27 protein-coding genes and 3 pseudogenes are annotated in these 22,317 nt (G+C 62.5%); 5 read left to right on the top strand and 25 right to left on the bottom strand.

Annotated features, from left to right (window positions below; genetic code table 11):
• Positions 1 to 2: 2 nt before the first annotated feature.
• On the bottom strand, positions 3 to 743 hold the full coding sequence (locus tag BMW90_RS20585) for a ParA family protein (RefSeq protein WP_074838711.1): 741 nt from the start codon (positions 741 to 743) through the stop codon (positions 3 to 5).
• Between BMW90_RS20585 and BMW90_RS26455 the strand changes: the two genes are divergently transcribed.
• Entirely contained in the window at positions 727 to 942 is a 216-nt protein-coding gene (locus tag BMW90_RS26455; RefSeq protein WP_139211493.1) for a hypothetical protein, read from the top strand. The two genes, BMW90_RS20585 and BMW90_RS26455, sit on opposite strands and share 17 nt — an antisense overlap.
• Before the next feature lie 199 nt (positions 943 to 1,141).
• Here the strand turns inward: BMW90_RS26455 and BMW90_RS20580 are convergent, their stop codons facing one another.
• Positions 1,142 to 2,023, bottom strand: coding sequence for an ArdC family protein (locus tag BMW90_RS20580; RefSeq protein ID WP_074838708.1), 882 nt, complete (start codon positions 2,021 to 2,023; stop codon positions 1,142 to 1,144).
• Positions 2,024 to 2,454: 431 nt separating this feature from the next.
• Positions 2,455 to 2,607, bottom strand: coding sequence for a hypothetical protein (locus tag BMW90_RS26790; RefSeq protein ID WP_170850596.1), 153 nt, complete (start codon positions 2,605 to 2,607; stop codon positions 2,455 to 2,457).
• Positions 2,608 to 3,623: 1,016 nt separating this feature from the next.
• On the opposite strand from BMW90_RS26790, the gene BMW90_RS20570 reads away from it, so the two are divergent.
• On the top strand, positions 3,624 to 3,923 hold the full coding sequence (locus BMW90_RS20570) for a hypothetical protein (protein ID WP_074838702.1): 300 nt from the start codon (positions 3,624 to 3,626) through the stop codon (positions 3,921 to 3,923).
• A 270-nt stretch (positions 3,924 to 4,193) separates the two neighbouring features.
• Here BMW90_RS20570 and BMW90_RS20565 read toward each other — a convergent pair whose 3' ends face one another.
• The 22 genes and pseudogenes from BMW90_RS20565 to BMW90_RS20460 form a co-directional block, all read right to left on the bottom strand.
• Positions 4,194 to 5,123: a DUF2493 domain-containing protein gene (locus tag BMW90_RS20565; protein ID WP_074838698.1), complete on the bottom strand. Its 930-nt coding sequence runs from the start codon at positions 5,121 to 5,123 to the stop codon at positions 4,194 to 4,196.
• 649 nt (positions 5,124 to 5,772) lie between these two features.
• On the bottom strand, positions 5,773 to 6,351 hold the full coding sequence (locus tag BMW90_RS20560; RefSeq protein ID WP_074838695.1) for a PIN domain-containing protein: 579 nt from the start codon (positions 6,349 to 6,351) through the stop codon (positions 5,773 to 5,775).
• On the bottom strand, positions 6,348 to 6,812 hold the full coding sequence (locus BMW90_RS20555) for a helix-turn-helix domain-containing protein (RefSeq protein WP_074838692.1): 465 nt from the start codon (positions 6,810 to 6,812) through the stop codon (positions 6,348 to 6,350). Before BMW90_RS20555 ends, BMW90_RS20560 begins: the two co-directional genes overlap by 4 nt.
• Before the next feature lie 236 nt (positions 6,813 to 7,048).
• The gene (locus BMW90_RS20550) at positions 7,049 to 7,552 is read right to left on the bottom strand and encodes a JAB domain-containing protein (protein WP_083416136.1); all 504 of its coding nucleotides are present in this window, start codon (positions 7,550 to 7,552) and stop codon (positions 7,049 to 7,051) included.
• A 42-nt stretch (positions 7,553 to 7,594) separates the two neighbouring features.
• Positions 7,595 to 7,825: a hypothetical protein gene (locus BMW90_RS20545; protein WP_074838688.1), complete on the bottom strand. Its 231-nt coding sequence runs from the start codon at positions 7,823 to 7,825 to the stop codon at positions 7,595 to 7,597.
• A gap of 136 nt (positions 7,826 to 7,961) precedes the next feature.
• Complete coding sequence (locus tag BMW90_RS20540) at positions 7,962 to 8,690, bottom strand: DUF736 family protein (protein ID WP_074838686.1); 729 nt, start codon at positions 8,688 to 8,690, stop codon at positions 7,962 to 7,964.
• Between the two features lie 104 nt (positions 8,691 to 8,794).
• On the bottom strand, positions 8,795 to 9,085 hold the full coding sequence (locus BMW90_RS20535) for a hypothetical protein (RefSeq protein ID WP_074838684.1): 291 nt from the start codon (positions 9,083 to 9,085) through the stop codon (positions 8,795 to 8,797).
• A 113-nt stretch (positions 9,086 to 9,198) separates the two neighbouring features.
• A complete protein-coding gene (locus BMW90_RS20530; RefSeq protein WP_074838681.1) occupies positions 9,199 to 9,645 on the bottom strand; it encodes a DUF6915 family protein in 447 nt (148 codons plus the stop codon).
• A 1-nt stretch (position 9,646) separates the two neighbouring features.
• Positions 9,647 to 9,928, bottom strand: a complete 282-nt coding sequence (locus BMW90_RS20525) for a DUF6878 family protein (RefSeq protein WP_407657407.1) — start codon at positions 9,926 to 9,928, stop codon at positions 9,647 to 9,649.
• Between the two features lies 1 nt (position 9,929).
• Positions 9,930 to 11,264 (bottom strand): annotated as a pseudogene (locus BMW90_RS20520) (strawberry notch-like NTP hydrolase domain-containing protein); the annotation flags it as partial.
• A gap of 106 nt (positions 11,265 to 11,370) precedes the next feature.
• Positions 11,371 to 11,661: a type II toxin-antitoxin system RelE/ParE family toxin gene (locus BMW90_RS20515; RefSeq protein ID WP_074838676.1), complete on the bottom strand. Its 291-nt coding sequence runs from the start codon at positions 11,659 to 11,661 to the stop codon at positions 11,371 to 11,373.
• Positions 11,648 to 11,947 carry a type II toxin-antitoxin system RelB/DinJ family antitoxin gene (locus BMW90_RS20510; protein WP_074838673.1) on the bottom strand — a complete coding sequence of 100 codons (300 nt, stop codon included), beginning with the start codon at positions 11,945 to 11,947 and terminating at the stop codon, positions 11,648 to 11,650. Before BMW90_RS20510 ends, BMW90_RS20515 begins: the two co-directional genes overlap by 14 nt.
• 104 nt (positions 11,948 to 12,051) lie before the next feature.
• On the bottom strand, positions 12,052 to 12,708 hold the full coding sequence (locus BMW90_RS20505) for a DUF6927 domain-containing protein (RefSeq protein ID WP_074838670.1): 657 nt from the start codon (positions 12,706 to 12,708) through the stop codon (positions 12,052 to 12,054).
• Entirely contained in the window at positions 12,708 to 13,301 is a 594-nt protein-coding gene (locus BMW90_RS20500) for a regulator (protein WP_074838667.1), read from the bottom strand. The genes BMW90_RS20505 and BMW90_RS20500 overlap by 1 nt, the downstream gene beginning before the upstream one ends.
• A gap of 73 nt (positions 13,302 to 13,374) precedes the next feature.
• Positions 13,375 to 15,357 carry a ParB/RepB/Spo0J family partition protein gene (locus BMW90_RS20495; RefSeq protein WP_074838665.1) on the bottom strand — a complete coding sequence of 661 codons (1,983 nt, stop codon included), beginning with the start codon at positions 15,355 to 15,357 and terminating at the stop codon, positions 13,375 to 13,377.
• A gap of 157 nt (positions 15,358 to 15,514) precedes the next feature.
• A complete protein-coding gene (locus BMW90_RS20490) occupies positions 15,515 to 15,904 on the bottom strand; it encodes a DUF3768 domain-containing protein (RefSeq protein WP_074838662.1) in 390 nt (129 codons plus the stop codon).
• A gap of 69 nt (positions 15,905 to 15,973) precedes the next feature.
• Positions 15,974 to 16,912: an ArdC family protein gene (locus BMW90_RS20485; RefSeq protein WP_074838660.1), complete on the bottom strand. Its 939-nt coding sequence runs from the start codon at positions 16,910 to 16,912 to the stop codon at positions 15,974 to 15,976.
• Between the two features lie 40 nt (positions 16,913 to 16,952).
• Positions 16,953 to 17,438 carry a hypothetical protein gene (locus tag BMW90_RS20480; RefSeq protein WP_074838658.1) on the bottom strand — a complete coding sequence of 162 codons (486 nt, stop codon included), beginning with the start codon at positions 17,436 to 17,438 and terminating at the stop codon, positions 16,953 to 16,955.
• Between the two features lie 488 nt (positions 17,439 to 17,926).
• Complete coding sequence (locus BMW90_RS20475) at positions 17,927 to 18,223, bottom strand: hypothetical protein (RefSeq protein ID WP_074838656.1); 297 nt, start codon at positions 18,221 to 18,223, stop codon at positions 17,927 to 17,929.
• Positions 18,223 to 19,107 (bottom strand): annotated as a pseudogene (gene tnpC, locus BMW90_RS20470) (IS66 family transposase); the annotation flags it as partial. The gene BMW90_RS20475 and the pseudogene tnpC, both read right to left, overlap by 1 nt.
• A pseudogene (locus BMW90_RS20465) lies at positions 19,083 to 19,298 on the bottom strand (transposase domain-containing protein); the annotation flags it as partial. The pseudogenes BMW90_RS20465 and tnpC, both read right to left, overlap by 25 nt.
• A complete protein-coding gene (locus BMW90_RS20460) occupies positions 19,283 to 19,534 on the bottom strand; it encodes a hypothetical protein (RefSeq protein ID WP_074838653.1) in 252 nt (83 codons plus the stop codon). The pseudogene BMW90_RS20465 and the gene BMW90_RS20460, both read right to left, overlap by 16 nt.
• Positions 19,535 to 19,601: 67 nt before the next feature.
• Here BMW90_RS20460 and BMW90_RS26785 point away from each other — a divergent pair, with 67 nt between their 5' ends.
• From BMW90_RS26785 to BMW90_RS20450, 3 genes are read left to right on the top strand one after another with little or no spacing between them, the layout of a single operon-like run.
• Complete coding sequence (locus tag BMW90_RS26785) at positions 19,602 to 19,760, top strand: hypothetical protein (protein ID WP_162804721.1); 159 nt, start codon at positions 19,602 to 19,604, stop codon at positions 19,758 to 19,760.
• Entirely contained in the window at positions 19,753 to 21,051 is a 1,299-nt protein-coding gene (locus BMW90_RS20455) for a recombinase family protein (protein ID WP_083416135.1), read from the top strand. The genes BMW90_RS26785 and BMW90_RS20455 overlap by 8 nt, the downstream gene beginning before the upstream one ends.
• On the top strand, positions 21,048 to 22,067 hold the full coding sequence (locus BMW90_RS20450) for an IS110 family RNA-guided transposase (RefSeq protein ID WP_074838651.1): 1,020 nt from the start codon (positions 21,048 to 21,050) through the stop codon (positions 22,065 to 22,067). The genes BMW90_RS20455 and BMW90_RS20450 overlap by 4 nt, the downstream gene beginning before the upstream one ends.
• The last annotated feature ends 250 nt before the right edge of the window (positions 22,068 to 22,317 follow it).

The raw sequence follows: 22,317 nt of genomic DNA, 5'->3' as shown, positions 1-22,317 counted from the left end.
GCTCAATCCTCCTTCTCGACAGCGTCGATAAACCAGTCGAAAAAGGCACCGAACTCCGCGGCGGCCTCCTTGCCGCTTGCGGTCGGCACCTCGAACACCGGGATCCCTTCCGCCTCCGCCGCCTCATAGCCGACCCGGTTCCGGATGGCATGCGGCACCAGAAGGTTGGAATAGGACTCCGCAACGGCGAGCAGCGTCTCGCGCTCGTTCTTCTTCACGGCGTCAAATCGCGACGGCAGCAGGCCCAGGAACTGGATACCCTCGTTGATCTCCTGTACCTGCACGAAGGCTTTCAGAACGCCCTCGACACCATCGAGTGAAAACCGTTTCAGCTCGATGGGCGACAGCATGAAATCCGCCGTCAATAGCGCGCCGTAGACCAGCGCCGAGAATGTCGGTGGCGTATCCATTATGCAGAAGTCCGCACCCGCTAACCCGTCCAGCGCCGCCACGGTGCCTTGCAGCACCGTATCGTCCGAACTGACGGGCACGTCGCGGTCTCCTTCGATCAGGACGACCTCGCCAGGAACGACGGAAAAGCTTGGCGCTTCGCCGCTCTCGAGCATCTGCAACGCGTTTCCGACGACCCGCGCGCCGCCCATGGCGCTGGTCAGGTTGCGTTGCCCGTCCAGATCAACGGCAATTACCGAATAGCCTGCGCGACCAAGGTAAAAGGCAATCTGGCTCGCCACGGTGGTCTTGCCGACGCCGCCCTTGTTGTTCGCGATGACGATCGTCTTCACGGTCTGCTCCTTCCTCGTCGGTCTTCTGGCGCAAGCCCCATTGGCTGAGCGCCTCCAGGACGATCTCGCCCATTGTCGTGTCCCGCTCGAAGGCCTCGCGCTTCAGGGCGCGATGCACGTCGACGGGGATATTCATGGAAAACATGCGTGTGGGATTGCGCATCGACCTCTCCGCAAAACGCAGTCGGATTTCGGCTGACATATGCGCGGCGCCCTGATGCAGGGCGACAGACCTAGGCCACAGGCCGCCGCGGCGAGACATCTGTCTCGGCGCGGCAAATTTTTCCTGAGGCCAGGCCGCGTGCCTTTAGTGGCGTCCATAGAGCCATACATATGTATGGACTTCAAACAGATGGGGCCCGCAAATGCGGGCCCCTTGCGAAGTCTTGCCGATCTGCTCAGGCGGCGCGTAAAGCCCCGCCGGCGGCGGCCGCCTCCAGAACAAAATCCGCGGCTTTCTGCGCGGCGCTCGCCGCCTTGAAGATCGCCCGCTTGTCCTCTTTCAGCACTCCGAGCCAGCTATCGAGATAAGACGCGGCCTCGTTTATGGTCGGTTCCACGCCAATGTGCGCCCCAAGGAAGCAACTACCGATTTCGGCAATCAGCTCCTCGCGGGCATAGTCCGCCTTGGTGCTACCGACCTTGAAGCGGTCCAACCGCGACCGATGCCCGGTCCAATGCGTGACCTCGTGGCAGAGCGTTGCCGTATAGTGCTGCGCAGAAATGAACGCGGACACGGGCGGCATCTGGATGCGATCTTCCGACGGGATATAGCACGCCCTTGCACCGCCATGCGTGACATTGGCCCCGACCGCCTGGAAGAAAACATCAACTTCCGGCAGGGGACGCGTGCCAAGATCCTCCTGCACCTCGGGACGGTTGTAGAATTCTTCCGGCAAGCCTTCGATCTGGTCGGCGTTGAAGACGCGATAGGCGCGGGCGTAGGGGATCGCGACCGCCTCGCCATCATCATTCTCGCGCTCGACGGTCCCGTATTTCACCACCGTCGACGACTTCTGACCTTTGCGCACATGCGCGCCGAGGTCCTTCGCCTGTTTGAAGGTGAACCAATGCGCCGAAGCAAACCCGTTGGCATGGGCGGCAAGCCAGAGCATCAGCACATTGATCCCCCGATACGGTTCGCCATTCGCCCGCAGCGGGAATGTGCCGCCCCGCTCGCCACCAGACCACGGCTTGCGCCAAGGCGAAACGCCCGCCTCCATCGCCTCGATGATCTGGTTGGTGACGTGCTGGTAGATGTCGAAATCCGATTTAGCCATTTGTGGCCTCCTTCAAGGTGAGACGGGGAGGCTTGGTGCCCTCCTTCCGCCGATGGGCTGCGCCTCGGCCACCTGATCCGACCGAAAACGCATGTTTTCGGCGGAACAGAGTGGGAGAGGGCGAAGCCCGACCCACGGGCCTGAACCGGACAGTCAAAGGATCGGAGACGAGGTTGGTGCGGCCCGCAGGCCGGAGGCCGAGGACACGGTCCTCGTCGGAGACGACGCGCCTGCGCGGCGCTTGTCTTTTGACTTTCCGGGGCAGGTCTGTTGGGCGGACAAGATCAAAGGAAACAGCCAGGGCGGGGGTGAGCGGGCGCACGCCCGTCGATCCCCTGTCCTGACCTCTGATGACATGTGACCCGCGCAAACTGCGCAGGTCTCTTCTGATCTTTGCGGGAAGGTCAGCTGGCCGAGGCCGACGACGGCCATCAGCCCTCCTCCGGTGGCCGATCCAGGTTGCGGGAATAGCTGACCTCGACCTTCAGGAAGCCGGGGGCGCTGAGCGCGACCGAGATCTTGAGGTTCGCCATGGTGGAAAGGCTTCGCAGGATTGAGCGCAGACGGGCGATGATCTTGTTCATTGTGGTGCTCATTTCGATGTTGGACGACTTCGGGAGACCACCGCGACGGCCCAGACCGGACGGGTGCACCGCCTGCGGTCGCAACAAAGCGCAGCGCAGTGGAGAAGGGCTCGCCCTTGCACCGGGACGTGGCCGACGCATGCTCTCCCAATCAAATCGCCACACCGCGAAGGCGCTGCCGCACACTGGCGGATGCCCGAACCTGCGCGTTCCTTTCTGCGTGGTTTTGCCGCCCCGAACCGATCGCGAAATGCGGGCCAGACCTCTGGCCGAGACGGAGGCCCCTGAGCGACCATTCGGCCGCGCTGAGGGCTGGCTCGGAGAGACAGACCGCAGCGCCCTTGGTCGAAGGGAGCGCGGGGGTGTCCGGCACGGGGTGGAGGTCGGCACCGCCGGCCGGAACCTCGGCACGCGGTCCCGCGCCAGCGCGGGATTCGCCCAGACCCAACGTCCCGCCGCGGTTTCCCACAAGCCCCTCTCTCGATACTTGGGGTCTCGTTCGGGGCCTGCTTCGGCCTGAAACTCCGCTCCCAAGGTCGCTCCATTCCAGGCTGGAAAACCGCTCGCCCCCATCCGTCCGTCGCAAATCGACCCGGCGGAAATTTGGAGCTGAATTGCAGTCCCAGTGCGCCATCCAAACGAGGAATACGCGTCAAAGCTGATCTTCAGCGGCCCCCCAAAAACTGAGACACATTCAAAAACTTATCGACTTTCAGTGCCTTGCCCTGACGTTGATTGGCGTCTTTCCGCGCAACGAAGGAACAGCAAGGTTCAACCTGAGCCTGATTCAAAGTAGCAATTCCGGGCTTGGTTCTTGGTGGTGAGTACCCACGGTGACCGCTTTTCGCGACTGTCTCAGTGACGCTGCGAAGACCCGCGTCATGGGTTCATGACCGAGAGCCAGCATGACGTTCTCAGCCGACCGCTTCTTCCTGAGCGGCGAGCCGACACGACCCGTTGCGCCGCCGGTCACCCAACCTGTGGCACGACACAGACGGACCAAGAAGGAGGCATAAATGGACCAATCGAGCGAGGCTGTCCGACAACCGAAGCGCGCCCTGCTACTCGGCAACAAGGTGCGCCAGTTCATCAAACGCGGGGGCCGCCTGCGCTACGAACCCCACAAAGACCCTGCGAACGGCAAAACCGTCTGGGTCGTCATGGGTGTCTTCCCGGACGAGACGGAAGAGCCGGTGTTCACGACGTCGTCCGGCGAGCACAAGCACTTCCGCTCGGCCGATGCCATGATCCAGTATCACAGCCAGATGTGCCCGGATGAGGATGTGCTGATCGTTCCTATACCTGCGAGCCATTAGCTCACGGATTGGAATGGCCCCTTCTGGGGCCATTTCGCCGTGACAGCGGCTCCCGCGCGGATAGCGCCAGTCCTACTGCGGCAGGGCCTCGGGCTCTGACGCGGCAGGACACCAAAAGGCCCGTCCCAAACGAAACAACCCCGCCGAAGCCGGGCCGGAACGCCCTTTCGCCGGTCAGGGAAATGATCTTCAGTCCGTCCCTTCCAACGGCTGGAAGGCAACCCGAGAGGACGGGAAGAAAGGGCCGCGCCGTGCGCGACCCTCTCTCGGTCATTCATCCGATGCCTTCTTCGCCGGATCGGCGACCCGCATCACGGTCAGTCCCTTTGCCTCGGCCTTCTGCCCGAGGTTCAGCGCCACCCCGTTGCCGCCGAAGAGCACAACACCCGTCGCGGCGAAATTGTCGTCGAGCATCTCATCGTTGCACTTGAACGGAGCCGCCCGCCCATGTGCGGACCAGCGCGGATCGAAGCGCGCCTGCGCGACGCCGCGCGCCCGCGCCCACCGTGCGGCGATCATCTCGGCGCCATGCTTGCCGCCCTTGTGGCAGAGAAAGATCTCCTGGTTACGGTTTTGCCGGATGCGCTGCCGAACCTTGTCGAGCGTGTTGAAGATGAGGTCGATATCGGTCCAGTCGGTGGCGCCCGAGACGATCAGGGGAACCCCCTCGACTTTCGACTTCTCGGCGGTTTCGCGATCATGCTGTTCGAGCAGCTGCCGCGCCTCGAAGACCGCCCCGGTCTCTTGCGCCCGGACGCTTGCGCGCGACCCGGCTGCCGGGATGAAGGCGTGGCCCGTCTCGACCTCGTAGCATTCCGCCGCCGCCTCGCTCATCACCTCGATGGCGCCGACGATCTCGCGCAGTTGCACAAAGCGCGCCTGCGCCTCTTCGAGCGCGGTCTCGGCGATCTCCGATCCATCGTGAGATTTTGCCAGCGCGCCGATCTTGTCGGCGGTGCGGTCGACCTCCTTGCCGAGCGCCACCTTGCGGCGCTGCAGGATCGTCGCCAGCCCATGGGCCAGCGGTTCGATTTCCGCTTCAAGCCCGGTCCCGCGCAGCGGCCCGAGCAAAGACTCGAAGCTCTCGCGGATGATGCGGTCGGTCAGGACGTGATCCTCCGGGATCGGCAGCTGCGCGTCCTTCTCGGTCAGCCCGAAAAGCTCGATGGTCTCGTAGGTGTTAACGGTGTCGTAAGCCATGTTCTTTCTCCAGATATTGGGTTCGACCACCACGTGAGTGTGGTGGCATGGCCGAATGTCTGGTTTCCGAATCTGCCCGGGTCAGGGACGGCGCAGCCGCCGGCTTGCCGGGCGCAAAAGTTTTCCGAGCGCAGCACCCGACACACGCGCACCCTCACGCACGGGACCGCCCCGCGCCACGGGCTCTGCCCTCGCCGAAAAGTTTTGCGATCCTTGACGCGGGCTGATTTGGGGGCCATCCGGAGGATATGCTTCCACGCTCATGTGTGTGTGTTTTGACGGTAGGTTTGCCCGACCCGAGCAGGCAAACGGCCCGACCGGACGCGGGAGACGGATGAAGCGGCGGGATCGTTTTGCCCCGCAAAACAGACCTGAGCGCAATCCGGCGGAGCGGCCGGGGAGGGACGTGCTCGCGAGGCGGGCAAACCGGGACGCCAAGCGCAACGCCGCGGTGAGGCCGCATGGCCGAATGCGCGATCGGCCAAGGGCCGATATCTCCCCTGCGACACGCGAAGCCGAGCAGGGGAGAGCCGTCAGGCTGGCGGTGACCACCGCGCCGCATGCGAGACGCGTCGATCACGTTTGAAGCTCGCCACCTTCGGGCCGACCTTCCTGGTCTGCGTCCTTGCGGCACACTCCACGTAGGCTGTCAAAGCGCCTCGATGTCTCGTCGCGCGACCGCTGCGAGTTTCGGAAGGCCTGCCCGGGTGAGATCGAGAAGAAACTCGCTCACGGTCATGCTCGGGTTCCTGTACCGGCGACGAACCCGCCCAAGCGCACGAGCAGCTTCGACGGGAAAGAGCTCGTATGTGTTCACGAGCATATCATCGGCGCCCAGTACCTGGATGTCATAGTCATCAAGAAGACCCGACGGGAAATCGCGCTTGTTTTCCGTCACGATGACCTGGGCGGAACACCGGATCGCGGCCGCGAGGACGTGTCGATCATCTTTGTCCGGCATATCGAGGCCCTCGATCAGAGACATATGTCCCGTCACGAAGCATTCGTCGAAGGTCTGCCGGATCATGCGGGCTTGAGAATTTATGCTGTCCTCAAGCGATGGCTTCAATTCGATCAGGTTTTCCGTCCATTCGGCCATGATCTCGTCCGTGAAGCGTGCGCGGAACAGGCCTTCATGCGCGAAGGTCAGCAGGACATCCCGGACGCGGAAGGGAAACAGGACGTTCGCGTCCAGGATCACGACAAAGGGATTGGCGACGATACTCAAGCTGCGTCAAACTCCTGGCCGAGCCGAGCGAGCTCATCGAGCGCGTCCTCACGCTCCTGCCGCTTTCTCTCCCGGTAGGCGGTCAAGGCTTCGAGCGGGACGCGCCTGTGCTTGCCGACTTCCTCGAATTCGATTTCCCCCGCCTTCAAGAGCTTCGTGAGATGCGGCCGAGACACATTCAGCATGTCCGCTGCCTCTTGCGTGGTCAGCATCGTACCGACCGGGACGAGGGTCACCATATTGCCAGAGGCCACATGACCCAGCAGGTCGATGATCAGATGGCCGACGGCGGGCGCGATGTGAACATGGTCCCCATCCTGACCGGAAACCTTCAGGTTTCCGTCGGCATCCATAGCGATGGCGATGGCCGTGGCCGCATGCGCAGCAGAGCTGATTTCCTCTGGAGTAGGAAGGCGCTTCTCCAAGCCCTTCTCAACCTCCGCGTGCGTGGTGTCGGTCATGGTTTTCTCCCTTGGGTTTGATGCAGATATGCGCCTGCAGATCACACTCTTCAAGAGAAATAAGAGAAACAATCGAAATAAGTGTAAATGCACTCTACTCCACCGCGCAGCACGTCCGTCCCAAAGTGAACGCGCGACCCACCGAGCCGTCCGCGCAGGTTGCTGCGACTGTCTCGCAAGCGCACGTCCGCATCGCATCCGCCATTTCCGTCAACCCCAGCGTCGATGATCTGGCCTCACGCGCCGAGGAGGCCCGCCGCCCGCATGCTGAACGCGGCTTTCTCCCGACCATAACCGACGATGAGATGATCGTGGACGGTGATCTCCATCACTTGGCAGGCGTCAACGATCTTCCGGGTCATGTCGATATCGGCCTGGCTTGGCTGGGGATCGCCGGACGGATGGTTGTGGCACAGGATGACAGCGGAGGCATCGAGGACCAGCGCGGCGCGAAGAACCTCGCTGACATAGACCGGCACATGGCTGACACTGCCACGGGACATGACCTTGTCGCGGATCAGCTTGTTCTTGCGGTCCAGAAGCAGCACCCGGAAGACCTCCACCCGTTCCCGAACGGCGGTGAGCGCGAGATAGTCGGTCAGCTTGTCCCAGGAGTGGAGAGAAGTAGTCGCCCGGACATGGCGGCGCAGGATCACTGTCGCCGCATCGATCGTGGCGATCTCTTGTTCGGAAAACCCCGGGGCGGGTGTCGTTGCGAAGTCTGCTGTGTTGCGAGGCATCAGTAGGTTTCCAGTCATGAGAGGGGAGCGGAAGGCAGGCGGTCAGATCAAGCCGGCGATGACGAGACCGGATTTCATGGAAGGGCGGCCGCAGAGCTCGCAAAACCCGGTCCTCTGATCGGGCTCAAGCTCGGCGGTGTAATCGCATCCGGGCGCCATGCAGATCGCGGGAACGAGACTGTCGAGCGCGCAGTCTTCCATGAAGTCGACGATATCGCTGTAGCCTTCGGTCTCAGCCAGCGCGGCCAGCTTGGGATGGTCGAAGTTGAACATGGGATTTTCCTTTCTTGTGCGTGGAATGGCAAAAGGGGAACCGCGATCCCGCGGCTCCCCTCCCGGGCCCGGCCTCTCTGGGCTGGATTGCGCGCCTGCTCAAAACCGTTTGACCGGGCGCGCCTTGCGAGGCCTCCTACCCCACGAGGGCCAGGCCGGTGCTGCCCGGGCGGTCCGGCCCGGCGCTCTCGACGAAGGGGATGATCGAGAAGGTCTGGCCGCCGCGCTGCTCCTCGTTCTGCACCGCGTTCACCCGCAGATCACCGTCCGGCGTGTTGATCAGGAGCGAAACGTAGTCGTTCCCGGTGCGATTGCTTTTCGCCATCCAGGCCGAGCCGACGCGGATCGGATGTCCCTTGGGCGAGCTGACCTCGATGCGGTAGTCGGGATGGGTCTCCTCGGTCTTGAACGCGTTCTCGATCAGCATGAAGTCGAGATCGAACATCATGTTGGCGACGTATCCGGCAAAGGCGTTGTCAGCATCCATCGCCGTCAGCTCGCCCGAGATCGAGCCGGATTTCATGGTGCCATTCGAGACCAGCGGGATAATTTCGTAGTCGTCGCTCTGCGCCTCCCGCGCCTCTTTGCTCTGCACCGCATTGACGCGGAACGGGCCGAGGCCCACGTCGATCTGCATCGAGAGGTAGGGGTTGCCGGTGGTATTGCCGGTCTCGCTCCAGGCCGTGCCGATGCGCACCTTGCGCCCCGACTTGTTGACGGCGGTGACATCGAAGTCCGGGCTCCGCTCCGACATCTTGGTCCGGGTCTCGAGCTGGATTGCGATGTCGAACCGCGAGGAATGGATCATGCCGGTAAAGGCTGCGGCGGCGGTGTCGGCGGTTTTGGTCAGGGTTCCTGCGAACATGGGTCTTACCTTTCTTGAGGTTGCGGGGCCTGACCTCGTGCCAGCACCCCAGTTTGCTTTCTGACCCCTCATGGGATCGCAAAAACCAGAAGCCTTCTTTCCTTTCAGCCTCGCTGGTCAGCTCGCGGTGAAGTTGGTGGGGAGGTCGCGCCCTCCAGATGCGCACGGCCTCCCTGACCTGCGGCTGGACTTTCGGCGGCTCGGGAGACGAAGAAGTCCGCCTCACGACCGATCAACCTGTCACCGCGCCGATCGGTAAGCCCGATGGCGCTGCCGTTCGGCAGATAGGTGACGAGGTATTGACCAAGACGATCCTTGATCACGCGGTAGCCCTCGTTGGCCCAATGGACGGTTTGCCCGCCATCCACGGCGGCCTTGATTTCGGCGAGGGTCATCTGACTCTCCAATTCATGTAATGATGTCTGATCGTTGGAGGCCCGACCGACGGTCGGACCCCTGGCGCGGACATGGCCTTGCGCCGTCACAGGCCCTATGCCGGGCCAGGCCCTCAGACCGCAGGGGATCGTGCGGCCATCCAGTCCTGAAGGCCGAGGATGGTCCGGCCTTGGGCGACCTCGGCCAGCCAATCCGAACGCGGATCGGCCCCGGGCCCGCCGTCTTGCAGGTCGATGTGGCCATTGGCCATCCAGGCTTCGGGCTGGATGCGTGTGAGCCAGTCCGCAAGGCTCGGGATGCGACCCTGGCAATCTTCGCGGACATGCTGCTCGCCGATCCAGCGCACCGGGACGTGACGTCCGGCGTTGTTGGTCACGACCGCCCCGAAGACACGCTCGGCCTCGAATATGCCCTGCGTATGGTGGCGCAGGGCGCGATGCGTGAAGAGCGCGAGATGCGCCTTGCTGGCATCGAACCAGTTGTGGATCGCCTGGTAGTCGGCCGGCGTGCCGCCGAACTTCCGGGCAGAGCTTTCGGCGTGATGAAGGGGATGGGCCATCTCAGAGCCCCTCGTCGAAGCTGTGGGAACATTCGACATACCGGTCCGCGTGATCGAGCGTGATGCTGTCCGCGCTGACGTCCCAGGTCAGCTCGCCATAGCCGCCCTCGTTGTTCTCGAACCCCGGGTGCAGGTGATAGGCAAACGACCAGGCGAAATCGCGGAGCGCGGTCTCCAAGTCGTCCGGCAGGTCGGTCTGGTCCGGTTGGAGCGCCAGCTCCTCGAAATTGCCGGAATCTCCGTAGCCCTCGTAGCGGGCAATCACCTCGGACACGCCGAGCACCCGCATGGGCATCATGCGCCATGATGATGGTCTCGAGCTGCGCCTCGGAGAGATCTCCCTCCTCGATCAACCGTGCGGGCAGGCGCAAGTCATCACTGCCCGTGTTTGAGGGCATGGGCGGGGCAACCGAGGCCATGGCGATGCTTTCGACGAGCGGGGTGGGATGTTCCTGCGCACCCGCGATCTCGATCCGCTGCGGACGGTAGCGCGCATAGATGTCCGAGATCGGCGTGTTGTCGCGCGGGATATCAAGGCTCGTGAAAACTAGCGGGACAACGGCATTGGCCCGGGATTTGGAGGGGGCGACAGGCGCAGCGGCGGTCTTGCGCGGGGCAGAGGATGCAACGGTCGGTCGAGCATGAGGGATCGCTTCAACCCGTTGGGCGGGGCGCATCTCAGGCCGGGTTGCGGCCACGGCGTCGACAAGAGGAAGGGCTTCCTCCAGATTCCGGACTGTGGCGCGGATCATCTCGCCGTCCTCAAGCACCTTGTCGAAGACCATCAGCTGGGTTTCGACAGAAGTGCCGAGCTTGCGATAAACCTGCCCCGGCATCGTGAGCGCCAAGCGTGGCGTCAGGAGACCGCAGGCGCGGGACCAGTGCGCGCCATCACGCTCCGGGCTGAACCCCGGCGGCATGATCGCCACCAGCCGGCCACCGGGTGCTAGACGCTTTGCAGCCGCGATGAGATGCTTGGCAGCGATGTGCTTGTCGCGGGAGCGATCGACCGAGGAGGCGAAAGGCGGGTTCATCACCACGATGTCGGGTAGAACCGGCGTCTGCAACAGATCGTCGATATGCTCGCCGTCATGGCTCGTCACCTCGCCACCGAAGACAGCGCGCAATAGGCTCTGGCGAAAGGGGTCGATCTCGTTGAGCACAAGGGTGGCACCGGCCCGGGCGGCGAAAGCGGCCAGGGCGCCAGTTCCCGCGGATGGTTCGAGCACGGTCTCGCCCTTGCGGATCGCTGCGGCCCGCACCACCAGCGCCGCGAATGGCAGCGGCGTGGAAAACTGCTGCAGCCGGATCTGCTGCTCTGAGCGGCGCGTCTCTGTCAGCAGCCGCGAGGCAAGCAACTTTGCAGCGGCGATGTCACCTGCCGCTGCGTCCCCACGCAGCAGCACCTGGACGGCCGCGGCTTGCATCAGGTCATAGGCCATGCGCCAGTCCCAGGCACCGCCGGCATCGCTGCCATGAAACGTCTCGCGCATGATGCGCGCGAGCGCTGAGCTACGCAGGGGTTGGCGGTCGATCTCCGTGCCGATCTGCGCGAGGGCAGATGCGAGGTTAGCGTCGGAAATTGAGAGAGCCGGATTTGCCGGTTTGGGCTTGGTCATGGGGATTTCCTTTGGATCAGGGTCTGAGTTCCAAAGGACAAAAAGCCCGCTCTACACTTTGAAGGCGGAGAACGGGCAATTTCTTAGCGGGGGGCCTGCACCCCGATCATGGCCACTGCTGCGCAGCATGAAGAACGCGCAAAATGGTCACCATCTCAGGGCCTTCAACATAAACCACGATGTAGTTTGGCCGAATAACCATCTCACGGGTCCCATCGACACGGCCCGCACGATACATTTGAGGGCGTTCTGGAAGGAGGGACGTCTTGCGTTCAATCTCATCTTTGAGAACTTGGGCGGCATCCGGGTTGTCGTCGGAAATGTAGTCAATGATTGCCAACAAGTCGGCGATGGCCGTGGCTTTCCATTCAAGATCGGGCCCATCAAGATTTGGCAAGGCGCTTCCCGTCAATCAATGCTTGGGCGTCTTGCATCGCCTTGGCATGGGGCGTTGTGGGGCTTGGATCGTCCAGCGCTTCCTGTACCTTCGCCCGGAACCAGGCGTCATAGGCATCTGGATCAGCGGTCAATCCGGCAGGCAATCCGCCTTCTGCGGCCACGCGGGTCAGAAGAATACGCACCGCGTCGGAGAGCGTCAGACCGACGCCCGCAAGTGCGTCCGAAGCCTGTGCTTTCAGCTGATCGTCAACACGGACATGAAGCATGGATGTTTGGGCAGGCATGGATGGTTCTCCAGTTGATGGGCGTGATGTATCTCATTTGAGATACGATTTCAAGTCGGCAGTATGTGTGCGCGTGGTCCCGTGGTGTTGTCTCAGCGGGAAACTCAGCCACCCTGCCCCGCGAGATACTCCGCCAGCACCGGGCTAGCAGCACCTTTCGCGGAGCTGAGCAGCTCCGAGCCGGAAAGCGTCGCTTTCGACAGGCGTACGAGCCCGCCGGTTTCCTCGATGCGGTAGCAGCGGCGTTTTTGCCGCCCGCGTCTGTAGTGCGTCACGGTGACGATCTGGCAGGTGCTGCCATCGGTGAGCGTCACGGGCGCGGCGAGCCTGATCCTGTCACCTTCCTCGTAGTCCGGAATCGAAGCCCAGTCCCGGCAGCGCTGGCGCCAGGCATGGGCATAGCTCTCTGGGTCCTTCAATTCCGAGAGCAGCGCCAGAAGGCTGAGCGGAGCGCGCGACTCGACGGGACCAGCGCTTTCCTCCATGTCCTTGTAGCCCCAGCAGCCGTCGTCGTATCGGGTGAGGAATACGGCACCGAAGGTGACGGTGCCGTCAGGGTCTGTGACATAGGTCGCATCTTCGACCGGAGATCCGTGGAGGTTTGTGACCCTTGCCGCCGCATACCAGGTCGAACCCACCTTGCAGGCCTTGAGCAGTTCTGTCTTTCGGATGTCGGTCTCGAAGGTACAGAGCCGTGTAATTTCCGCCTTCTCATCCGCGTAGGATTTGATACGGCGGTCGGTGTAGAAAAGCCATCCCACTATGCCGCCCTCCGATCGTCGATCTCCATGAGCGCATCAAGCGGCACACGATAGGGCTGCATGGCGTCAAAATCCTCGCAATTGCCGCAGTTCTGAACGATCGCGAAGGTGTCGCAGGCATCCTTGAGGATGCCTCGGAAGGTGCCGCCGAGGCCCGAGGGCACCTCGTAGGTCCCGCCGATCAGATAGTCCGAGGCGCGGCGCACGAAGACGCGGATGCTGTGGCCATCCGTGGCGAGCCGGATCGTGCCCTGCCCCCTGTCAATCAGCGCCTGCACATCGTCCAGGATGTCGGTGTAGAACTGACCGGTCAGGTCGCGGAACGCCATGCGCCGCTGCGCCATCCAATCGGCATCCCGAAACGGATTCATGCCGTCGGCAAAGGCGAAGGAGGGATCCGCCTGCTCGGTCGTGACGATGCGGGTGGTTGTGCCATCAATGCCGTTCGAGCGCAGATGCACGCCATTGCCGACGATGAGGATCAAGGCGGGCCTGTCCACGGGTCCGTTCCAGTTGGGAAGGAAGGTCTTGCAGGCGCGCGCGTGGGCGATTTGTGCCGCAACAGCGGAGGAAGAGAACTTGAGAATAGCCATGGGGATGTCTTTCTGTTCGGTTTGGAAGAGGGTCGACCCGCGCGGGAATGCCTCGCGCGGGTCGCGTAATGGCTCAGGCCGCTTGCGCGACCTCGCTGTCAGGCTGCGGGGTTTCCGCAGTGGGCTCCGCCTCATCAAAGGCGAGACCGGCGGTCTGCATCATCGGCGGGCACCAGGCGGCCACGGCAGCGCGCTGCGCGTCGGTGAGCGTGGCGAAGGGCTCGGCAAAGAGCTTATCGCAGAAGGCGACGATTTCCTTCTTGCTCGACGAGGCCAGCGTCACCGCCTCCTGAGCGAGACCCAGATCCTCTCCGAGGATCTTCAGGAGCCAAGCCTTCTTGAAGCGGTTGAAGAGCGCCGCGTTCGGCGTCCAATGGGCGCGAATGTCGGGCATGATCTCGATCTCGAAGTCATGCATCAGGCTGTCGCGCTGGCGGTCCCGTGCGAAGCAGGACTGCGTCGTGCTGGCGGTCGCATAGGCGACGAGCTTGGCCTTCTCCCCTGCCTCCAGCGCGCGAAACGCCGCAAACTGATCGGCAGGCGAGCGGCTGTCATCGAGCCACGAGAGGTCCAGCGCATCATGCGCCGCCGCCACCTGCTCGAGCGAGGTCTCGTCGATCTCGTCCATCTTGGCATGGCTGCGGTATTCCTTGCGGGCGTCGATCTTGATCGCCTGCGTGACGCTCATACCGCTGGCCAGGACGTCGCTCACCAGCTTGAAAAGCGTCAGATCGAGCGTGGCCTCCGGATGTAGCGCCATCGCGGCACCGAGCGCCATGGCCCGCTCGGTCTTGAGGTCCTCAGCCAGTGAGGCTGGATAGGTGATTTCGCCCGGGTCAGGGGCCTCCTCCTCGGTCGGGTTGGCCGAGGAGCCGCGCGAGCCCGCCTCTTTGACGGTGTCTTCCGGACGGACGAGGCCAACATGGAGCGTGATCTGCCCACCCTGCCACGACGCGATCACCCCAGACCGCGCGAGGTCCTCGGCGCTGTAGGCCTCCTGCAGGTCGCGGGCTTCCTCTTCCAGAGCATCCACACGGTCGTAGAGAGCGTTGTAGGCATCGTCCTCAAGCCCTTCATCCTCCATTTCGAGCTGCAGTTTCTCAAGCTCGGCGGTGATTTCATCCACGCGCTTCTGGGCGGCCTCATCCGGCTCGATTGGGCCGGGATAGACGCGGCCATAGTCGGCCATGGTCGCGTAATCATAGCGCACCATTGCATCGGCCCAGGCAAAGCCCAGCTTTATGCGAGCCTCTTCGGCGGCGACCCCGAGCTTCTCGAGCAGGATGGTCTCGACCAGCGCCGCATCCTCGAGCACGGAATGCTCTTCCAGAAGGTCAGCCGCGACAGCGCCGCCCCGCGCCTCGTAGTCCGCGCGCACGAAGGCCCCGATATCGTCGCTGACCTGGACGCCGCGGGACTTGAGCGCCTGACGGACCGTGTAGGCCTGCAGGTAGCTGTCTTCCTTGGTGAGCGCCTCGAAGACTTCGCGCTGCACCTCCTGGCTCGGATGCTCTGCAAAGGCCTTCATCGTATCGAGCGTGATCACCTTGGCCCGGGCCGCGGCGCGGATATCGGGGTGGATCAGCCCGTAGCGCAGCCGGCCTTTCACGGCGGAAACAGTGGTGCCGAAGGTTTTAGCGATGGTCTCGGGCGTCTGGCCATCGATCTCCATCATCCGGGCGAAGGCCTCGAACTCGTCGATGGCATTCATCGGCGCTTGCGTGATGTTCTCAGCCAGCGACAGCGCCGTCGTCACGTCGCAATCCTCCGGCACAAGGCGGCATTCCACCTTGGTTTTCGCCGTGAACCCCTTTGCGGCCTTGTCCGCGACCAGCTCCTTCAGCGCGGCATGGCGACGACCACCGGCGAGCACGGCATATTTGCCGTCGAGCTTCTGGACAAGGAGCGGCTGGAGCAGGCCCAGCACAGCGATGCTGGCCTTCAGATGCGCGATGTTCTCGGGGTCGTAGGTTTCCGGCGAGTTGCTGCGCACATTGGCGGGGTGGGCGATAAGATCGCCAATGGCGACGGTGAGGGGGGCAAAGCTTGTGGTCATGGGATATCCTTCCAGATGGGTTAGGGGTGGCCCGCGCCTCTACGCGCGGGACCAATCCCCGGCTTCGGGGATCACCGCGAAAAAAGGCCCGCTTTGCCTTTTTGGGGGCAGCGGGCCTTCCGCGTCGGAGGTGTAGGACTTGAGGCTCCCCCCTGCCCTACCATTCCCGCGCCATCATGATGGTCAGTACGCGCATAGTTGTTGCAGGGTTGTCCGGGGTCTCGGCCCCGTAGCGGAAATCGGAATCCGCTTCGTACAAATCCAGTTTCCAGAACACGGTTTCGCCGCGGACCGTGACCGCCCCAAAATCGTGCCAGCCGTCCGGGTCGTTCTCGGGCTCGAAGGTGTCGAACTCACCGGTTGCCTTCACCGCCTCGGCCATGAAGCCATCGCCGGCCTCCATGAGCGAGCGGGTGACATGCATCCGGCCTTGGATGCGCTGCGCGGGCGGCACTCCAAGGCAGGCGAGCTTGCGGAACGCGTCGTTCTGCGCGGCGATCACACTCGGATCCGGGCATTCTGTCTGGGGCTGTGCAGTGATGGTCATAGGGCTCTCCTTTGAGAAGTTGAAACACCCTTCCCAAAGCCTTCTTTCACTTTTGCCGACGCACAACCCTCAAGCGGCCTCGGCGTTCTCCCCGGCCCTGCCCGTCTCCGATCTGGCAATCAGGTAGTCGCAGGCACGTTGCGCATCAGCGGCGTGGCGGAAGATCGCGGCCTTATCTGAGCGAAGGACACGCAACCAGTTGTGCAGGTAGGCGGCATTCATCTCGAGCGTATGGGCCGTGAAGCCGAGCGTTTGTCCCAGGAACACCGAGGTCAGTTCCGCGACGATCTCCTCGCGCGCGTAGGCCGTGTTGCCGAATTTCGAGAGCCCGAAATCGCGGTTCAGCCGATGCGGGGCTTTCGTGGCATGGGCCAGCTCATGCGCCCAGACCCCGTAGAAATTGCGCGGGTCCTGGAACCGCGTGATAGATGGCATGTAGACCTTGTCCACGGGCGGCAAATAGTACGCCTCCGTCCCCGTGAAGACGGTTGTGATGTCGATGGCATCGAAAAACGCCTGCATGTGCGGGATGGGCTCGGAGGGTGGATGCTCGGGCACGGGCTCCGGGTCGGGGAAGAAGCTGTCAGGCAAGCCATCGATCTGGCAGGCGTTGAACACGCGGTAGGATTTCTGGAAGCGGAATACGCGGGCCTCCTCGGAGCGATCATCCCTCTCCCCGTGGTCATCCTCGCCGCCGGCGTCCCTCCGGCTTTGGCCGTAGTAAACGACGACAGAGGACTTCTCGCCCTTGCGGACCTTCGCATCCAACGCATTGGCTTGCGGCAGCGTCATCCAGAAGGGCGAGCTGTGGCCCGCCATCACGGTGCGCATCGTCAGCAGGAAGTTGTTGACCCCCTGATAGGGCTCACCGCCCACGCGCAGGGGGCGTGAGCTGCCGCCTGCCGTCCAGGGCTTGCGCCACGGCAGGACACCGCGCTCGATGATGCGGATGATTTCGTTCGTGATGACCTCGGAGGCATCGAATTTGGGCGTGCGGGAACGGGCCATGGCTGGCCTCCTTTCGAGTGTTGGTGAGAGGGAATGGTGATCAGGCTGACTGACGGGGCCGTGGATTGTTGGTGATCCGCGCGCCGAGCTTTTCGACCATGTCGATGTAGGAGGTCAGCGAGACAGACCTGCCGGCACCTGAATGGACAGGGTCGACTGATCCGTCCCGCACCACCCGCGGCAGGTTCGCGAAGGCGATGACATCGGTGACGTGTCGGATATCGATGAACGGCGTTCCTCGTGCGACCGCGAGGGCGGCCAAGGGAAAGCGCTCGATCGGGGCGAGGGTTGAAACGGTGGTCCAACCGAGATGGATGAACGTGCCGCCCTTTCCGCAGATCATATGGGCATTCGGCAGCGTCGCTGCCTGCCTGAGATAGCCGAGATCACGCAGGACGGTCTGGCGTTCGAGCCGCTGTGCCAGCAACGTCTGGCCGGTTCGGCGTAGTTCCTTGTGCCACCACCACGAGGCAGCGGTCGCGCGTAACACGCGCAAGACACCTGTTTGCATGGGAATGCCCTTCATCAGGAACGGCAGACCGGAACCCGGCCCGGACCCATCCGAGGGACCCCAAAGGCCCTCATCCGTCAGTCACAAAACCCGAAGAACACTTTTACTTTTCGTGGACCAAACCCATTAAATACCCAACCTCCACCGAACTGTACTGGCACGACGGGATCAGAACTTCCACAGGGCCTATCGGCAAGACATGTGGCGGTTTCTTCTTCACGAGATAGCCCAGACCGCTCAATCGGCCCGCAACTGCCAACTTCTTCGTAAAGCGTGCTGATCCTTTGGCTTCCCGTCGATTTAGCGGATCGGCATCCTGGAAAGGGAAGCCAATTCGATGAAGGCTATTATGGGCATGATTTCTCATCGCGAATACAAAAACGCAATAACCTATTGTTATTAAATCGTTTTCCGTTATCGGACGGATCAGATCATTCCGCAGCCAACATCAAAGCACTCTTTTGAAGAGTTCGGGTGTCATGAAATCAGTAACCGCCCGGTTTCTACCGCAGCGGCTGGTCCTTGACGCGGGCGATAATGTCCGGCTCGGCGACGAAGTCGTCGAGGAAGCTGTGCCATTCTTCGACGGACACGCGTGCGGATGCGAGCATATCACGTATCTCGTCGATGCCGTCGTCGGTCAGCGCGGTGATGTAGTCGTCGTGCCCGACATGGACGCTGACGATATTGCCGTAGGTTAGGTTGTCGTCGTTGCTGACGATGGCCTCAAGCAGCTCGGGATTTTCGCCCAGGCGGGTGGCGACATGGGCGATCGAGCAGACGTAGGTCGTTGCGGACATCACGCGGCCTCGTTGCGTGATTGATCTGTCGGGCTCCAATTCCAGGGGAGCAATTCGGCCAGGCGATTGTTCATGTGATCGTGGATGCGATCCAAGACGTCGGCGAGGTAGGCCTGCGGATCGAGCCCGTTCAACTTGGCGGTCTCAATCACGGTCATGGCGCGGGCGAGCGTTTCACCACCGGTATCCGAGCCAGCGAATAGCCAGTTCCGCCTTCCGACGCCAATCGGTCTCAGCGCGCGCTCGGCGGGATTGTTGTCGATGGCTACGCGCCCGTCCTCCAAGAACAGCGTGAACGAGGGCCAGCGGCTAAGCCCGTAGCGGAACGCCTTGGCCAGATCACTCTTACCGGGAATGCGGGTGAGCTGCCTTTCGGCCCAGTCCCGGAACGCATCGACCTTGGGCTTGCTGTCCTTTTGGCGCACGGCAAGCCGCACCTCGGCGGGCTTGCCGCTGATTTCCCGTTCAATGTCGTATAGCTTTCCGATCCTGTCGAGCGCCTCGCGCGCGATCTCGGATTTCGTCGCGGTCCAGACATCGTGGAAGTCGCGGCGAAGATGCGCCCAGCATGCGGCTTCCCGGAACTGGCTCTTGCCGTCCGGATCGGCGGCATAGAGCTTGGCATAGCCCTTGTAGCCATCGGCCTGGAGAATGCCGCGGGTTTCGCCGAGATGGGCAAGGACGTGCTCTTCCTTCCAGTCCGGGGCGAACCGGTAGACCGCACCGGGGGGAGCCGTGCCCGCCCAGGGGCGCTGATCGCGGACATAGGCCCAGATCCGGCCTTTCTTGACGCCCTTGCCCAGCCCCTTGTCGCGCCGGCCGCGATCCAGAGTAAGCGATGTCTGCACCTCACCCTGGATCAGCTTGACGGCATGTAGTTCCAGGGCAGGAGCTCGTCGATCCGGCTGGCGGGATGACCTGCAGCGATGGCCTCGAGGGTGGCCTTGAGGTAAGCGAAGGGCTCGACGCCGTTGATTTTCGCCGTGGCGATGAGCGAAGCGATGCGGCCCCAAGTGCGGCCGCCTTCGTCGTGGCCGGCAAAAAGCGCATTCTTCCTCGTCAATGCCAGTTCCCGTTCATTCTGCCCATGTCGGGCAGGTTTATCGGGTTCATTATCGATGGCATGCCTATTTTGGCGCGGACGTGAAGGTTTTCCGGACGCTCAATCGCGGTGATGGCCAACATGTCGGGCTCGAGCGCGATCCAGGTATTGCGATCCTCGCGCCTGCATGGATTTTGGATGCAACAGTTTGTCAGGGTTTCGAGCTTGGCGCTCCATTGGCGTCCGCGGATGCGCTTTTCGAACTTCATTCGGTTCTCGGGCACCTTGGTTTTCGGCGAGGCTTCAAGGGTGACGATTCACCCATGGAGGCCCCGAATGAAGCATCGCGAGATCCTGACACCAACCCAGTTGCCACTGCCTTTGACCCAGCCGGCGTTGCTGACGGAACCGGAATACCGGTCGATCGTGACAGCGCTGGCCCAGGTGCTCCTGACCGCGGCAAGAACCGGTCCGGGAGGGCAAAGTGATGAATGACATGGCCCTCACGTTTCCACCGGAGCTGCTGAAGCGGCAGGCTGTGATCTACGTGCGCCAGTCGACACAGAGTCAGGTCATGACGAACCTCGAAAGCCAGCGCCGGCAATACGATCTTGTCGAGATGGCCCGTGGCTATGGCTTTGCCGGGATTGATGTCATCGACGACGATCTTGGTGTATCAGCCAGCGGGTGCGAGGCCCGGCCCGGCTTCGAACGGCTTGTCGCCATGCTGTGTTCTGGGTCGATCGGCGCGGTCTTCTGCTTGGAAGTGTCGCGTCTGGCCCGCAACGGGCGCGACTGGCATCACATGCTGGAGCTTTGCGGCCTGGTAGATGCGCGTGTCGTGGATCATGACGGCGTCTACGACCCGCGCCATCCCAATGACCGGCTGCTTCTGGGCATGAAGGGCAGCATCAGCGAGTTCGAGCTCGGCGTCCTGCGCACGCGGATGGTTGAAGCCGCAAGAGCGAAAGCGCGCCGAGGCGAACTGCGCTATACGCCGCCGATCGGCTACCTGTGGGACCGCGACGCCGGGGTGATGTTCGATCCCGATCGCCGCACCCAGGAGGTCGTCCGGCAGATCTTCTGCCGGTTCCGCGAACTCGGAAGCGCCCGGCAGGTTCTTCTGGCCATGTCCGGTGAGGGCATTCATTTCCCCAGGCCTTCCGATGGCATTCGACTGACAAGTTTCGAATGGCAGCCCATTCGCTACCGCAACGTGATCAGCGTATTGAAGAACATGTTTTATGCTGGGGTCTACGCCTATGGTAAAACCGGGCGGCAAGCAAAAATCCGGGACGGCCGCGCGCATGTCACCTACAAGAACCGCAAGTCGCCCGAAGACTGGGATGTGGTCATCAGAGACCACCATGTCGGTTATATCGATTGGGAGGAATATGAACGCAATCAGGCGCAACTGGCCAAGAACGCTTTCGGACGTGCTGGCGGGGTCAAATCCGGTCGCGGCGGCGGCGCGCTCCTGGCCGGTCTCCTCTGCTGTGCGAGATGCGGGCGGCGGTTGCATGTGGTCTATACAGGCCGCACGCCACGCCCCGTCTACCGCTGTGACAATCCAAACCTTCTTCTCGGACAGAAACGCTGCATCACCTTTGGTGGGTTCCGGCCCGACAAGCTCATCACTGAAGCTGTTCTCGAGGCTGTCGCGCCTTTTGCCATCGATGCCGCCATCGAGGCGCGCTCCATGTTGATGATGTGGACGCCGCTGCGAGCTCAGCGCCAGATGTGGTGCGGAGTACCACGCAAAAGCAGGAAAGGAGCGTTCCGATGAACATAGCAACAATTGGATTGGACTTGGCTAAGAGTGTCTTTCAGGCACATGGCGTGGATGGGGCCGGGAAGACCGTTCTGGTGAAGAAGCTGCATCGTAAACAGATGCTCCCGTTCTTCTCGAAGCTGCCACCCTGCCTGATCGGTGTGGAAGCTTGTGCCACGGCGCATCACTGGGCTCGGACGTTGATCGCCATGGGCCATGACGTGCGGATCATGCCGCCGTCTTACGTCAAGGGATACGTGAAGCGCGGCAAGAGCGACGCTCTGGATGCCGAAGCGATCTGCGAGGCCGTTGGGCGTCCGACGATGCGGTTCGTTCCTGTGAAGACGGTAGAACAACAGAGCATCCTGATGGCGCACCGGACCCGATCGCTACTCGTGCGCCAACGAACCATGGCCGCGAATGCGCTTCGCGCGCATTTGGCCGAATATGGCCTTGTCGCAAATCCGGGCATCGCCAATCTGGTGAAGCTGGCGGATCGGGCATTTGCCGATGAAGCCCTGCCAGCCTATGCCCACCGGGCGCTTGAGATCCTGATCCGCCGGATCGCTGAATTGACCGAAGAGATCGGCGCACTGGATCAGGACCTGAAGGCCTGGCATGCCGGGAACGAGGCAAGCCGCAGGCTCGCGGCCATCCCCGGCGTCGGTGTGATCACCGCGACCGCCCTCGCAGCGACCGTTACGGACCCGGATCAATTTCGCTCCGGCAGACAGTTCGCTGCCTGGCTTGGGCTCACGCCGCAGCAGCACTCAACAGGTGGCAAGACCCGGCTTGGCGGCATCTCGAAACAGGGCGACCGCTATCTCAGGCGATTGCTGGTCGTCGGGGCCACGGCAGTCATGCGGCACGCCAAGCGAAACCCGACGCCGATGACGGACTGGGTGAACGGATTGCTGGAGAAAAAGCCGTTTCGGCTTGTTTCTGTCGCGCTCGCAAACAAACTCGCCCGCATCGCATGGGTACTGCTCACGCGCGGCGAGACCTACAGGCCCTACGGGCGACCCGTTTGACAGCACCGGCCGAAACCAGATTGGCAATGGCAGTCGATGATGCGTAACGATCGAGCCAAAGGTGAAGCAAACCCGTCTGATTCAACGCGCCTCCAAAGCGCGCCAGGTTGATCAGGGACCTCACCGGCGGATTTCCATCAGGGCCAGCGGCAGAAGACAGCCGCGCAAGCAGGCCGGACATATGAAAGCAACCGATCACCGCAACCGACAAAATCAACCCTTGCCATAGGCGGCGTCCACATATGAATCA

Origin of the sequence: Marinovum algicola (genome assembly GCF_900109145.1) — a bacterium.
GTDB classification, from domain to species: domain Bacteria; phylum Pseudomonadota; class Alphaproteobacteria; order Rhodobacterales; family Rhodobacteraceae; genus Marinovum; species Marinovum algicola.
This window is presented reverse-complemented; position numbering and strand designations above follow the sequence as displayed.